The organism is Micromonospora sp. DT68, from assembly GCF_049847245.1.
Classification (GTDB): domain Bacteria; phylum Actinomycetota; class Actinomycetes; order Mycobacteriales; family Micromonosporaceae; genus Micromonospora; species Micromonospora profundi.
Genome location: NZ_JBNCNZ010000004.1, coordinates 168,809 through 181,610, shown reverse-complemented (window position 1 = coordinate 181,610; position 12,802 = coordinate 168,809). Strand labels below are relative to the sequence as shown.

Annotated in this window: 13 protein-coding genes; 6 read left to right on the top strand and 7 right to left on the bottom strand. The window is 72.9% G+C overall.

Annotation, left to right across the window (positions count from 1 at the left end; all coding sequences use genetic code 11):
- Positions 1 to 327: 327 nt before the first annotated feature.
- Positions 328 to 1,026 (top strand): hypothetical protein, encoded by a 699-nt coding sequence (locus ACPXB1_RS09375; protein ID WP_355589995.1) that lies wholly within the window; start codon positions 328 to 330, stop codon positions 1,024 to 1,026.
- A 12-nt stretch (positions 1,027 to 1,038) separates the two neighbouring features.
- Here ACPXB1_RS09375 and ACPXB1_RS09370 read toward each other — a convergent pair whose 3' ends face one another.
- The 4 genes from ACPXB1_RS09370 to ACPXB1_RS09355 form a co-directional block, all read right to left on the bottom strand.
- Positions 1,039 to 1,680, bottom strand: coding sequence for a hypothetical protein (locus tag ACPXB1_RS09370; RefSeq protein WP_425735067.1), 642 nt, complete (start codon positions 1,678 to 1,680; stop codon positions 1,039 to 1,041).
- Between the two features lie 32 nt (positions 1,681 to 1,712).
- On the bottom strand, positions 1,713 to 2,771 hold the full coding sequence (locus ACPXB1_RS09365) for a type III polyketide synthase (RefSeq protein WP_425735066.1): 1,059 nt from the start codon (positions 2,769 to 2,771) through the stop codon (positions 1,713 to 1,715).
- An 85-nt stretch (positions 2,772 to 2,856) separates the two neighbouring features.
- Positions 2,857 to 4,023 carry an acyl-CoA dehydrogenase family protein gene (locus ACPXB1_RS09360; protein WP_355590004.1) on the bottom strand — a complete coding sequence of 389 codons (1,167 nt, stop codon included), beginning with the start codon at positions 4,021 to 4,023 and terminating at the stop codon, positions 2,857 to 2,859.
- A gap of 41 nt (positions 4,024 to 4,064) precedes the next feature.
- Positions 4,065 to 4,838, bottom strand: a complete 774-nt coding sequence (locus ACPXB1_RS09355; RefSeq protein ID WP_425735065.1) for a methyltransferase domain-containing protein — start codon at positions 4,836 to 4,838, stop codon at positions 4,065 to 4,067.
- 46 nt (positions 4,839 to 4,884) lie between these two features.
- Between ACPXB1_RS09355 and ACPXB1_RS09350 the strand changes: the two genes are divergently transcribed.
- The 4 genes from ACPXB1_RS09350 (at position 4,885) to disA (ending at position 9,477) form a co-directional block, all read left to right on the top strand.
- Positions 4,885 to 5,724, top strand: coding sequence for a UbiA family prenyltransferase (locus tag ACPXB1_RS09350; RefSeq protein ID WP_355590010.1), 840 nt, complete (start codon positions 4,885 to 4,887; stop codon positions 5,722 to 5,724).
- 138 nt (positions 5,725 to 5,862) lie between these two features.
- A complete protein-coding gene (locus ACPXB1_RS09345; RefSeq protein ID WP_425735064.1) occupies positions 5,863 to 6,621 on the top strand; it encodes a hypothetical protein in 759 nt (252 codons plus the stop codon).
- Between the two features lie 84 nt (positions 6,622 to 6,705).
- Positions 6,706 to 8,163: a DNA repair protein RadA gene (gene radA, locus ACPXB1_RS09340; protein ID WP_425735063.1), complete on the top strand. Its 1,458-nt coding sequence runs from the start codon at positions 6,706 to 6,708 to the stop codon at positions 8,161 to 8,163.
- A 132-nt stretch (positions 8,164 to 8,295) separates the two neighbouring features.
- Positions 8,296 to 9,477, top strand: a complete 1,182-nt coding sequence (disA, locus tag ACPXB1_RS09335) for a DNA integrity scanning diadenylate cyclase DisA (RefSeq protein WP_355590019.1) — start codon at positions 8,296 to 8,298, stop codon at positions 9,475 to 9,477.
- A gap of 6 nt (positions 9,478 to 9,483) precedes the next feature.
- Here the strand turns inward: disA and ACPXB1_RS09330 are convergent, their stop codons facing one another.
- The 3 genes from ACPXB1_RS09330 to ACPXB1_RS09320 all read right to left on the bottom strand — a co-directional run bounded on the left by ACPXB1_RS09330 (position 9,484) and on the right by ACPXB1_RS09320 (position 11,430).
- Complete coding sequence (locus ACPXB1_RS09330; RefSeq protein WP_355590022.1) at positions 9,484 to 10,209, bottom strand: hypothetical protein; 726 nt, start codon at positions 10,207 to 10,209, stop codon at positions 9,484 to 9,486.
- A 118-nt stretch (positions 10,210 to 10,327) separates the two neighbouring features.
- The gene (locus ACPXB1_RS09325; RefSeq protein WP_425735062.1) at positions 10,328 to 10,921 is read right to left on the bottom strand and encodes a peptide deformylase; all 594 of its coding nucleotides are present in this window, start codon (positions 10,919 to 10,921) and stop codon (positions 10,328 to 10,330) included.
- Positions 10,918 to 11,430 carry a glycine cleavage system protein R gene (locus tag ACPXB1_RS09320; RefSeq protein ID WP_053654731.1) on the bottom strand — a complete coding sequence of 171 codons (513 nt, stop codon included), beginning with the start codon at positions 11,428 to 11,430 and terminating at the stop codon, positions 10,918 to 10,920. The genes ACPXB1_RS09325 and ACPXB1_RS09320 overlap by 4 nt, the downstream gene beginning before the upstream one ends.
- 96 nt (positions 11,431 to 11,526) lie before the next feature.
- Between ACPXB1_RS09320 and ACPXB1_RS09315 the strand changes: the two genes are divergently transcribed.
- A complete protein-coding gene (locus ACPXB1_RS09315; protein WP_355590027.1) occupies positions 11,527 to 12,438 on the top strand; it encodes an A/G-specific adenine glycosylase in 912 nt (303 codons plus the stop codon).
- Positions 12,439 to 12,802: the final 364 nt, after the last annotated feature.

The following is a 12,802-nucleotide window of genomic DNA, read 5'->3' as shown; positions in this document are numbered from 1 at the left end:
GGTTCGAAACCCCTTTCGCTGTGTCTAGGGTAACACGCTCAGGCAACGATGTCTCACCGATGTCCTGACCGTTGGCGCAGCTCAGGGGCCCTGTGAGAGGTCTTTCTTCAGCTTGACAGGCAGTCAAGCTGATGGTTCGAACACTCTCCGTAACCGTGGGATAACCTCCCGGTACGGGTGAACGGAACGCCGAGATCAAGGGCTATGCGCTCCTCCCATGGTATCCCGCCCGGCGGGACTCCGCCCAGATGTAGCGGGAGGCGCCCCCGGTGCGGGACCCTTGAGTACGAGCCACACTCCGCTCTCGAGACGCTTCCAGGGGGTCCGATGGGCAAGCCGGATGCAGAGGGCCACGGGTCGTCCGACGGGCTGCCCGACCTGCCACCCGAGTGGGGCCGCATCGTGGTCCCCGGCGACGCGTCGGCGCTCGCCGGCGAGGCAGCCCAGATCCGCCGCGAGTTGCGCCAGGCCGCCGGCCAGCACGCCGGGCACCCGACCTTCGCCCTCCCCCTGCTGGTGCTGCTCGTGGCGGTGCTCACCACGCTCGCCGGCCTCCTGGCCGTGACTTGGCCGCGCGCAACCCGGGGCACCGCCGACCGACCGGCCCCGAGCCCGAGCCCGTACCTGCCACCCGCGACGGTCACCGGGCAGGCACTGCCCGCGCTTGATCTCGTCGACGCCGCTCAGGCGCCCGTGCCGCTACGCGGCCTGCTTCCTGCCATGATCATCCTGGTGGACGGCTGCCCCTGCCCCGAACGGGTAGCCCAGGCTGCGGCTGCCGCCCCCGCCGGGGTCGCCGTGATCACCGTGGCCGGGCGTTCGGTCACGGCCACGCCGCAGGCCGGCGGATCAGTCCGGACGTTGGCCGACCCCGCTGGCGGGCTGCGCTCGTTCCTGGGTCAGCCGGGGCGACCCGGCGCGCTCACCGCGCTACTTGTCGACCGCACGGGCGTGGTGACCCAGGTGCTTCCCGACCTCGGGCCGGTCGAGACGTACCAGGATGAGCTGGCCGCCCTCGCCCCGTGACCGGAGCCCCGCTCAGGGCACCGTGACGAGTTGCGCCTGGACGTCGACGGGCTGCCCGGCCGTCGACACCAGCGACACCCGGATCCGCCCGCCATCGGAAACCACCACGGCCGTGGCGATCGTGCCGTCGCAGACGATGCGGGACGGGCCGCCCAGCCGGGCGCCGGTGACCGTCACAGCCAGGGAGCCGCGCCTTGTGCACTGGACCTGGAGCAGGTGGCGGGCGCCATTGTCGGCGGACTGCCGGGTCACGGCCTCTCCCGGGGTGAGCTCCCGCCGTTCCCGCCAGACCGTCTCCTTGAACAGCGGCAGGTCACCCGTGCCGAAGCTGTCGCCCGGCGGGCCCTCGACGTCAGTGATCATGCCGGTCGCCGGGTCCATCACCACTCTCGACCTGGTCCGCACCTCGCTGACCTCGCCCGTCTCGGGATCGATCCGCACCCGCACCGGCCCGTCGGACATCCCGGAGGCCACGACACGTTCCACGGCGGTGCTGACGGACGGCCCCACGCTCGGCTCGGCCGTCGGGCGAGCCGGACCGGCCGTCGGCTCAGGAGCGGTGACCTGCCACCACCAGCCACCGACCACCAGGGCGGCCACGGCAACACCGGCCAGCACCGCCGACCGCACCCGATCGTCCGCCCCCGAATCCATGCGGCTGAGCGTACCGGCCGGGTCGTGGAGGGTCAGTCCTGTCGATCGAGCAGAGCGGCGTACAGGGTGAGGCCGGGACCGAACGCAAGCATGACGACACGCCTCGCCGCAGGCGTCGCGCGCGCCAGTCGGTCCAGGATCAACAGCACGGTCGGCGAGGAGCAGTTGCCGTGCTCGTCGAGCGTCGCCCTGCTCGCCGCCAGCGCCTGCGGCGGAAGGGCCAGTTCCCGCTCGACCACGTTGAGGATCCGCGGACCGCCCGGATGCACGGCCCAACCATCCACGTCGGAGATGGTGCCACCGTGCCGGGCCAGCAGATCGTCCACCAGAGCGCGTACGTGCCGGGAGAGCACCTGCGGCACCTTCGGCGACAGCCCCATCCGGAAACCGGCGTCGGTGACGTCCCACGTCATGTGGTCGGCCGTCGAGGTGTCGGTGACCGAGGCGACCTCACGTAACGCGTACCCCGGGCCACCCGGCACCACCACGGCGGCCACTGCGGCGTCCGAGAAGAGCGCGTGCGAGACGATCTGCTGGGTGTCCACCCGGGCGCTCGACGGCTGGATGTGCAGGCTGGTCAGCTCCGCGCACAACAGCAGCGCCGAGCGGCCCCGTGCCGTGACGAAGTCACTCGCCGCGCCCAGTCCGGGCAGCGCCGCGTAGCAGCCCATGTGGCCGACGAACATCCGCTGGGTGTCCGCCGCCATGCCGAGGTCCCGGGCGAGCAGGATGTCCAGGCCCGGAGTGGCGTACCCGGTGCAGGAGCAGACGATGAACATGCCCACGTCGCCGGCGCCCATCCCGGCGGCCGTCAACGCCCGGCCCACCGCCTCCTTGCCCAGCGGCAGCGCCTCCACCTGGTAGCGACGCATCCGGCGCTCGGTCGGCCAGTCCGAGACGTCCTCCAACAGGGGGTTGACCGCGGCCTGGCGCCGGGTCACACCCGAGTTCGCGAAGATCCGCTGGGCCAACGACCGGGTGGTGCCGGAGAAGTGCCGGGAAAAGAAGCCCTCCCACAATTCGGCCTGCGAAGCGGACGGCGGATGCGCCGTCCCGAGCCCCGCGATCACTGGTACGGGCACGATCCCCACCTCTCCTCAGACGCTGTCCTCCCCCTTGCCGTCCCACCGGCCGCCTCGGCCGGCCCATCCCCCGCGCCGAGCCCGCACAGCCGGCTCACCAACGTGGCGCCGATCCGTCACGATCCGGGTCGCCGCCCAACGCGGCGATGCCCAACCAGTCGGCGCAGACGTCCGACGTGGCCGGGTGCAGCGAGCCGCAGCGGGCGTCCCGGTAGAGCCGCTCCAACGGATGGCCGCGCCGGGTCGCCGAGGTGCCTGCCGCCTCCAGCATCGACGCGGCCACCTCGGCAGCCGTGGTGCCCGCCAGCAGCTTCGCCCGCCACACCCAGCGGTTGGTCTCCGCGTCACCGGGCGCGTCGTCCACCCTGCGGGCCGCCTCGGCCACGACCAGTTCGGCCGCCGCCGTGGCCGCGTCCGCCCGGCCCAGCCGCGCCCGTACCGCAGGCAGGCTTGCCAGGTTGCGGGCGTTGAGATGCTCGGCAGCCGCGTCGATCGACGCGCGGGCCACTCCCACGTACACGGCGGCATAGCTGGCCACCAGCCAGTGCGGCATCAACTGGGCGACCACCAGGGCCAACCCCTCCACCCCGCCCAGCAGCCGGTCGGCCGGCACCGCGACGTCCAGATGCAGATCGTGCGAGGAGGTGGCACGCATGCCGAGCGCGTCCCAGGTCGGCTCGACGGTCAGACCATCGCCGGCCGGCACCAGGAACTGGGAGACCACCGACTGGTCGGCGGAGCTGCGCGCGGCCACCAGATAACCGTCGGCGTGCCCGGCGCCGGAGCAGAAGGTCTTGCTGCCCTTGAGGCGCCAACCGTCGTCGGTCGCCTCGTAGACGGTGCTCAACTGGGACAGCCGGGCCCCCGCGCCGCGCTCGCTCATCGCCACCGCGTACCAGGAGCCCTGCGCGGCTGCCGTGAGCAGCCGGTCCCGGGCGGCCAACGCCTCGTCGGGCACACCGAGCGCCTCGGCCAACTCCTCGGTCACCGCGCCCAGCGCGCCGGTCACCGAGGCGTGCATGTTGAACACCAGGGCGGTAGCGCCATTGCCCCGGGCGAGCTCGGTGGCCACTGCCGCGTACTCGGCGAAGGTGGCACCCATACCTCCGAGCGCGCGCGGCACCATCAAGCCGAACAGGCCGGCCTCACGCAGGTCACGGAAGTCCTCGACCGGAAAGGAGCCGTCCCGGTCGTGCTCCGCCGCCCGCGCGGCGAACCGCGGCGCCAACCGGCGGGCCGCCTCAAGCGCGTGCACCGTCATATCGCCCCCTCCTCGGCGTCCTTACCCCCGCCACGGACCGACTATCCGTTACGGACACCCCAGCCCTGGTACAACACGGCCGTCGACCGGATCGGCACGATGCGCGGGGCACGGCCGCCAGGCGCCACACCCGCCGTCCGGGTCGCCCGAACGCGGCGCCACAACCAGGCGACCAGACCGCCGACCTGTGGCCGCACGCCCTGCACGCGCAACTCGACGCCGTGCCTGGCGCACTCGGCGACCAGCTCACGAGCGTCCACGAACAACCGTGGATCGTGGATGCCGCGCGGCACCGTCGGCAGTCGCTCGCCGATCCGTACCGCGACCAACCGGGCCAGCGCCGTGTCGTTGAGTGTGTCCAGCACCAGCAGGCCACCCGGCCGCAGCAGCCGGCACGCCTCGGCCACCACCTGTCGCCACGCCGGCACATGCTCCAGCAGCTCACCCGCCGAGACCACGTCGGCGCAGCCGTCGGGGAGCGGCACCGCCGTGGCGTCGCCCTGCACCACCCGTACGCCGTGCTCGGCCGCCTGCATCAGCGCCGAGCGGGTCAGGTCGACACCGATGTGCCGGTAACCCTTGCCGGCCAGATGCGGCGCGAGCAGCCCGGCGCCGCAGCCCAGGTCGACGAGGACCACGCCCGGACGGTCAGCCGGTGGCACCAGCGCCGCGCGGGCCTCGGCCAACCAGTGCAGCATCGCGAACGCCCCGTCCGGCCGCCACCACTCGTCGACCAGGTCGTCGTACTGGCGCGGATCGTTGGGCGGCAGCACCCGGGAGCTGGTGGACGCCGCGGCCGCAGCCACGTCTCGCATGGGACCGAGCGTGGCACGACTGCTCGGTAACGACCAGACTTCCCTTATGTCGTCGAGGGTGTTAGGGCTGGTCAGAGCGAGCCATCCGGAGCCGGCCGCCGCGGTGACCACGGTGGCCGGTCTGCTCGCCTGGGGAGTCGGGCACCGCCCGGCCGGAATCGTCTCGGTGGTGCTCGCCGTACTCGCCAGCCAGCTCGCCGTCGGCTGGACCAACGACGCGCTGGACGCCGAGCGGGACGCCACTGTGGGACGTACCGACAAGCCTGTCGCCGCCGGCGCGGTCGGCCGGCGCGCCACGGCCTGGGCCGCGGCGGTGGCCGCTGTGGCCTGCCCGCTGCTGGCGCTGACCACGAACGCCACGGCGGCGTTCTGGCTCACTGTCGCGCTGGTCTCCGCGCTGCTCTACGACTGGCCGCTGAAGGCCACCGCCTTCTCGGTGGTGCCGTACGCCGTCTCCTTCGGCGCGCTGCCCGCCTTCGTGGTGCTGGGGCTGCCCGGCCAACCCACCCCGCCGGCCTGGCTGCTGGTGGCGGCGGCGTGCCTGGGGGCCGGCGCGCACTTCGCCAACGTGCTGCCCGACCTGGCCGACGACGCCCGGACCGGGGTACGCGGCCTGCCGCACCGGCTCGGCGCGGCGGGCAGCCGGGCAGCCGCGGCGGGCCTCCTCCTCGCCGCGACCGCGGCCCTGGTGCTGGGACCACCCGGGCCGCCGTCGGTGGTCGGCCTGGCGGCGATCGCCACGGCCGCCGTGGTGCCGCCCCTGAGCTGGTACGCCGGGCGCTCGGCGGCCCGCGCCGGCCGGCGGCCGGTGTCCGCTTTCCGGGCGGTGATGCTCGTGGCCCTCATCGACGTGGTTCTCCTGGTGGCGAGCGGTCGGGTGGTGTGAGGGACACCCGGGAAGGTGGCATTGCCGGGTCCCTGTGCGGGCCTCGATCAGCTCCAACTACCCTGGAGCGCGGTCTGCGCGGGTATGGCCACCGTGCCCGGCGTGCGGCCGGGTGGGATCGCAACGAGGAGGACCGACGTGACGCGCTCGATCAGGGGATCCCGGCGGGCGGCCCTGTTGCTGTCCGGTATTGCGGCTGCCAGCCTGCTGGTGTCCGGATGCGGCACCGGTCAGATCGCCGAGACGGCCGAGAAGGAACCGTCGGTCCAGGGCGTCAGCCTCACGACCGCCAACGGCGCGTACGCGGTTCGTGGCCTGCTTGTCGACTACCCGGGCACCGAGGGCTACCAGGCCGGCCAGGACGCCCTGCTCAACGCCGTGATCTACAACGACTCGAAGAGCACCGTGACGGTCACGATCACCACCGACAGCGCCCGCGAGGTGGTGATCTCGAGCGGCTCGGCAAGCGCCATGCCGTCGGCCGAGGCTTCGCCCTCCGCCAGCCCGTCGGAAACCGAATCCAGCACGGCCAGCCCGTCGGCCACCCCCTCCGCCACCGAGTCGGCCTCGGCCGCCCCGTCCACGCCTTCCGCCCCGGAGTCGGCGCGGGCGTCCGGTTCCGCCAGCCCCGCCGCCCCCGGTCAGCCGGCCCGGATCGAGCTGGCCCCGCAGAGCTACCTCCAGCTCAACTCCGAGGCGACCAGCCAGCTCCGGCTGGTCGGCCTGAAGGAGGCGCTGCGCAGCGGGCAGAACGTCTTCGTGACCTTCGACTTCGGCAACGGCAACACCGTGACCGGTCCCGCCCCGATCGCTGTGCCGTTCACCGCCCCGCCGGTTCCCTCGCCGATCATCGAGCGCGAGGGTGGCTACGACGAGGGCGGCACCGACCACGAGTGACAGGCTTTGACATCGACGAACACCCCGGCGTGGGAACCACCACGCCGGGGTGTTTTCGTCGCACCGGGCGGCTAGCGTCCTGATGTGACCACCTCCCGATCGACCTCACCGCGCGGCGGCACGGCAGGTGCCGCCCGCGGTCGGTCCGCCGCCCGCGAGCCGCGCCCGGCGTACGAGTGCGACGCCTGCGGCCACCAGCCCCCCAAGTGGGTGGGTCGCTGCCCGGAATGCGGCGAGTGGGGCTCGGTGGTCGAGTCCACGGTGACCGGCCCGACCGTCTCCGGCCGGGTGGTCAGCTCCCGGCTACCGGCCGAGCCGGCGCGGCCGATCGCGACCATCAGCGCCGCTCCGGCCCGCGCCCGGCCCACCGGCGTGAGCGAGCTCGACAGGGTGCTCGGTGGCGGGCTGGTTCCCGGCGCTGTGGTGCTGCTCGCCGGGGAGCCCGGCGTCGGCAAGTCGACCCTCCTGCTGGATGTGGCGCAGCAGTGGGCGGTCGGCGCCGGCAGCCCCTCGCTGGTGGTCAGTGGCGAAGAGTCGGTAAGTCAGGTGCGGCTGCGGGCCGAGCGGATGGGCACGCTGCACGACAAGCTCTACCTGGCGGCCGAGAGTGACCTGGCCTCGGTGCTCGGGCACCTCGACGCGGTCAAACCGGGCCTGCTGGTGCTCGACTCGGTGCAGACCATCTCCACAACCGGCACCGAGGGCGTGCCCGGTGGGGTGACGCAGGTCCGCGCGGTCACCGCCGCGCTGGTCTCGGTCGCCAAGGAGCGGGGCATCGCCACAGTGCTGGTCGGGCACGTCACCAAGGACGGCCAGGTGGCCGGGCCACGGGTGCTGGAGCACCTTGTCGACGTGGTGCTGCACTTCGAGGGCGACAAGCACTCCTCGCTGCGGCTCGTGCGCGGCGTCAAGAACCGGTTCGGCGCCGCCGACGAGGTCGGCTGCTTCGAGATGCACGAGGGCGGCATCAGCAGCCTGGCCGACCCGTCCGGCCTGTTCCTGACCCGCTACTCCGAGCCCGTCCCCGGCACCTGCGTGACAGTGGCGATGGAGGGGCGACGTGCGCTTGTCACCGAGGTGCAGGCACTGATCGGCGCGACGGTGGCCGGCTCGCCCCGTCGTACGGTCTCCGGCCTCGACTCCGCCCGCCTGGCCATGGTGCTCGCGGTGCTGCAACGGCGCACCGAGCGGTTGACGCTGCACGACAGGGAGGTCTTCGCGGCCACCGTGGGCGGCATCCGGGTGGTGGAGCCTGCGGCCGACCTGGCCGTCGCGTTGGCGGTGGCGTCCGGCGGTCTGAACCTGGCCATCGCGCCGCACCTCGTGGCGATCGGCGAGGTGGGCCTGACCGGCGAGGTGCGCCGGGTGGGCGCGGTGCCGCGCCGGCTCGCCGAGGCGGCACGGCTCGGGTTCAAGGTCGCCCTGGTGCCGCCGGGTTGCGGCCCGGCCAGCACCGGCGCCGGGCCCGAGCAGATGCGCGTGACCGAGGTCACTGACGTACGTTCGGCGCTGCACCACGCGGCCCGCGCGTCCGCCGAGTGACACACCGTGTCGGCGCGGACGGCTATACCGGACAGGGACGGCGCAAGCGGAAATGCGTGGAAGGGGCAGCATCGTGACACATCACAGTAACCACGACAGCACCCACCGCACGGCAGTCCGTAGACTGTGCCCGTGCCGATCGACCGCGATACCACCAAGCCTGCCGGGCCACCGCCCCAGGCCCGCACCGGCGCCGTGGGCTCACCGGCCCGCCCGATCAGCGTGAGCGTGTCCGCCGCTGCCGGGGGCGCCGGGGATCCGCTGCGCGCCAACCTTGCCCTGATGGCACCCGGCACCGCGCTGCGGGACGGGCTGGAGCGCATCCTGCGCGGGCGTACGGGCGCGCTCATCGTGCTCGGTTACGACAAGGTCGTCGAGGGCCTCTGCACCGGCGGCTTCCCCCTCGACGTGGAGTTCTCCGCGACCCGGGTCCGCGAGCTGTGCAAGATGGACGGCGCCGTGGTGCTCTCCAGCGACGGCACGCGCATCGTCCGGGCGGCCGTGCACCTCATGCCAGACCCGTCCATCCCCACCGAGGAGTCGGGCACCCGGCACCGCACCGCCGAGCGGGTCGCCCGGCAGACCGGCTACCCGGTCATCTCGGTGAGCCAGTCGATGCGGATCATCAGCCTCTACGTCAACGGTCAGCGGCACGTGCTCGACGACTCGGCGGCGATCCTGTCGCGGGCCAACCAGGCGCTTGCCACCCTGGAGCGCTACAAGCTTCGGCTGGACGAGGTCTCCGGCACCCTGTCGGCGCTCGAAATCGAGGACCTGGTCACCGTGCGGGACGCGGTGGCGGTGGTGCAGCGACTGGAGATGGTTCGCCGGATCGCCGACGAGATCGCCGGCTACGTGGTCGAGCTTGGCACCGACGGCCGGCTGCTCGCACTCCAGCTCGACGAGCTGATGGCCGGTGTGGACGCCGACCGGACGCTCGTCATCAGGGACTACCTGCCCGTCGGCCGCAAGTCCCGCACGCTGGACGAGGCGCTTGTCGAGTTGGATCTGCTCGGTGCCACCGAGCTGATCGATCTGGTGTCGGTCGCCAAGGCGATCGGCTATCCGGCCGCCTCGGACGCGCTGGACGCCGCCGTCAGCCCGCGTGGCTTCCGGTTGCTGGCCAAGGTGCCCCGCCTGCCGGTGGCCGTTGTCGACCGTCTGGTGCTGCACTTCGGCAGCCTCCAGCGGCTGCTGGGCGCCACAGTGGAGGACCTGCAGGCCGTCGAGGGCGTGGGCGATGCCCGCGCCCGAGGTGTCCGCGAAGGGCTGTCCCGGCTCGCCGAGGCATCCATCCTGGAGCGGTATGTCTGATCCGGCTCAGCCGGTGATGGTGAGCTTCACGGGTGCGCTGAGTTTGGTGCCGACCCTGGCGAACACCTGGTACGTCCCGACCGGCGGGAACGGGCCTGCGGCCAGCCCGCTGCCGTCGCACCTTGTGGCGTCCCGCCCGTTCCAGCCCACCTGGTAGGAGCGCTCGAACCCGGGCGTGAAGGACTGCACGTCCGACCCCTGGGCCTTGCCGCAGGTGTCCGACGACCACACCTTCTCGGCACCGGACTTGATGAAGATCTCCTGGAGGTCGGCGCCGACGTTGCGGCTGCACGTACGGTCCGACGTGTTCTTGATCTTCAACTGGAGGTCGACGACCGTTCCGCGCTGCACCGAGGTCGACCGCACCACCGAGGTCACGCTGATCTCCGCGTCGGTGCAGGTGCCGTCGTCCGCCGAGCCGCCCGAGTTCGCTGGCGGGTTGTTGCTGGTGATCTCGGGGGTCGGCTGCGAGGCCTCCGGAGCGGCCGACTCCGACGCCGGCGGCACCCCCGTCTGCGGGGTCAGCACGGGACCGGCCGGCCCCGGGCTCCCAGCCGACGGGCCCGCTGTCGACGTCGGGGTCGCCCCCGCCTCCGGTTGTCGACCGCCCGAGCGACCCGAACCGGTGCAGGAATAGAGCAGGACAATCAGGAAGAGAAGCCCCGCTCCGAGTACGACGGCGCGACGCCGCCAGTACACGGCGGGTGGCAGGGGGCCGACCGTCAGACGCATGATGCCCCCCACCGTAGCCGCGCCGCGCCCACCAGCCCGACGCGACGCGCCGGAACGTCATCCCGACGACCCACCAACACTCCACTAGGGACGGACACTGCGGTCGCCCACGTCCCGCTCAGAGGTAGACCTTCCGCTGGTAGACGGCATGCGCGCCAGCCACCCGGTCCAGGAAGAGCAGGCCCGCGCAGTGGTCGATCTCGTGCTGCAACGCCCGCGCCTCGAAACCGTCCGTCACCAGCCGGACCGTCGCGCCGCTGCCCGGCAGCTCACCCTCCACGACCAGTCGACTGGCCCGCTTCACGTCCCCGGTCAGATCGGGCACCGACATGCACCCCTCACGGCCCGCCTTCCACCGGGTCGCCTCGACGACCCGGGCGTTGCAGAGCACGAACGTGCCGTGCACGGTGACCGCCTTCGGATGCCCGGTCACATCGACAGCGAACACCCGGGCACCAACACCCACCTGCGGCGCCGCCAAGCCCACACAGCCCGGCGAGACCCGCATCGTGGCGACCAGGTCGGCTGCCAACCGGACGGTCTCCTCGGCCGTCGGATCGACATCGCCGCCGGCCTGGCTCAACACCGGGTGCGGGGCGGACACCACCGCCCGCACCTCACCCGGCACGGCCAACGCCTCCGGTGTCCAACCACAAAGGCCGGCGTACGCCTCGACGTCCGGGCCGGTGACCGGCCCCTGCTCGCCGCTCACAACAGGTCCGGGTCCGCCGGCCGGAGCGTGACCTCCACGCCCAACTCGACGGCCGTCCGTTGCAGCCGCTCGACAAGCGTGTCGGCGACACCAGCAGGCAACTCGACCTCAGCCAGCACCACGTAGAGCGAACCCGCCAACCGGGTGCTCAGATCCGTGACGTTGCCACCGGCGTCCACAAGCACCCGGGTCATGGCCGCGACGATGCCCATCCGGTCCGACCCGTGCACCGCCATCACGTACGGCTCCCCCACCGGAGCAACCTCGGCGTCGGGCGTGACAGCGCGTACGGTCGCCAGCAGTTGGCCCTCGGCGGTCAGCGCCACCAACGCCGCCTCGACCTCGGCTGCGGCCGGCCCAGTGCAGATGAGGGTCATCGCGAAATGCCCCCGAAGCCGGGTCATCGTGCTGTCGGTGAGGTTCGCGCCGAGACGGGCCAGGACCTCGGCGACGTCGGCAACGATGCCCGGCCGGTCCCGGCCGATGACGGTGATCGCGAGCTCGTTCATCCGCGCATTCTGCCCGATCCGCCCGCCGCCCCGACGACACCCCGCCCGAGCCGCCCACTCAGCGGGAATACATCGCGTGACATCATCGACGACGCCATGACTCAACCCGATTTCGCCGCTCTGGTCAGCCGATGGTTCCAGCAGCACGCCCGTGACCTGCCGTGGCGCCAACCCGACGTCACCCCGTGGGCGATCCTCGTCAGCGAGGTGATGCTCCAGCAGACCCCGGTGGTCCGGGTCGTGCCGGCCTGGCACGCCTGGCTGGCCCGCTGGCCGGAGCCCGCCGCGCTCGCTGCGGACACACCGGCCGAGGCCATCCGGATGTGGGGACGCCTCGGCTATCCCCGTCGGGCCGTCCGGCTGCGCGAATGCGCTGTCGCGATCGTGGAGCGGCACGGCGGCCAGGTGCCGGACCGACTGGACCAACTACTGGCGCTGCCCGGCGTGGGCACGTACACGGCGCGGGCCGTGGCCGCGTTCGCGTACGGCCAACGGCATCCGGTCGTCGACACCAACGTACGGCGGGTGGTCTGCCGGGCCGTTGCCGGCGAACCGGACGCCGGACCGGTCACCCGCCCGGCCGACCTGGTCGCCACCGAGGAGCTGCTGCCAGCGGAGCCTGCCGCGGCGGCCCTCGCCAGCGCCGCGTTCATGGAGCTGGGAGCGGTGATCTGCACCGCCCGGTCGCCGCGCTGCCCGGCCTGCCCTGTCGAGTCGATCTGCGCGTGGCGGGCCTCCGGGCAGGAGCAGCCGGCGGGCCCAACCCGCCGTCCCCAGCGGTACGCGGGCACTGACAGGCAGGTACGCGGACTGCTGCTCGGCGTGCTCCGGGAGGCCACCGGGCCGGTGCCGCACCAGCGCCTGGACCAGGTCTGGACGGACGACGTGCAGCGCGCCCGCGCCCTGGCCGGGCTCGTACAGGACGGACTTGTCGAACCGGTCGACGCGGACTCCTTCCGCCTCGTCGGCGACGGCCCACCCCTCCCAACCACCCCAATCGTCTCCTGACCACCCCGCACCTCGCGCTCCTGCCCCCTGCACCTCGCGGCCCTGGCCGTCGCGCGCGCTCATGCCCGCGCCGCGCCGCGCCGCGCCGGGCCGGGATCGCGCTCGATCCTGGATGTAGTGGCCTCGACGTCGAGGGAGACCACTACATCCAGGATGATGCGCGATCTTGCGGGCGGGCGGGTTAGGCGGGCGCGCGGACGGCAGGCCGGCAGGTGGGTGGCACCGGGGTTCGCGAGGTGTGGCTTGTGGGGGTACGGAAAAGGCGGGGCCCCCGGGGGGGTAGCCACCCGGGCCCCCCCCCCAGCAGGGGGGGGAAAAAAACCAACGCCCCAGGGGCGGCGGGGCGCCCCCGGGCGGCCCGGCC

Bases quoted from the DNA above. Each gene is read 5' to 3' on its own strand.
- ACPXB1_RS09315 (WP_355590027.1), top strand. From the start codon at position 11,527: ATGACTCAACCCGATTTCGCCGCTCTGGTCAGCCGATGGTTCCAGCAG.
- ACPXB1_RS09330 (WP_355590022.1), bottom strand. From the start codon at position 10,209: ATGCGTCTGACGGTCGGCCCCCTGCCACCCGCCGTGTACTGGCGGCGT.
- ACPXB1_RS09370 (WP_425735067.1), bottom strand. From the start codon at position 1,680: ATGGATTCGGGGGCGGACGATCGGGTGCGGTCGGCGGTGCTGGCCGGT.
- ACPXB1_RS09360 (WP_355590004.1), bottom strand. From the start codon at position 4,023: ATGACGGTGCACGCGCTTGAGGCGGCCCGCCGGTTGGCGCCGCGGTTC.
- ACPXB1_RS09375 (WP_355589995.1), top strand. From the start codon at position 328: ATGGGCAAGCCGGATGCAGAGGGCCACGGGTCGTCCGACGGGCTGCCC.
- ACPXB1_RS09350 (WP_355590010.1), top strand. From the start codon at position 4,885: ATGTCGTCGAGGGTGTTAGGGCTGGTCAGAGCGAGCCATCCGGAGCCG.
- ACPXB1_RS09355 (WP_425735065.1), bottom strand. From the start codon at position 4,838: ATGCGAGACGTGGCTGCGGCCGCGGCGTCCACCAGCTCCCGGGTGCTG.
- ACPXB1_RS09320 (WP_053654731.1), bottom strand. From the start codon at position 11,430: ATGAACGAGCTCGCGATCACCGTCATCGGCCGGGACCGGCCGGGCATC.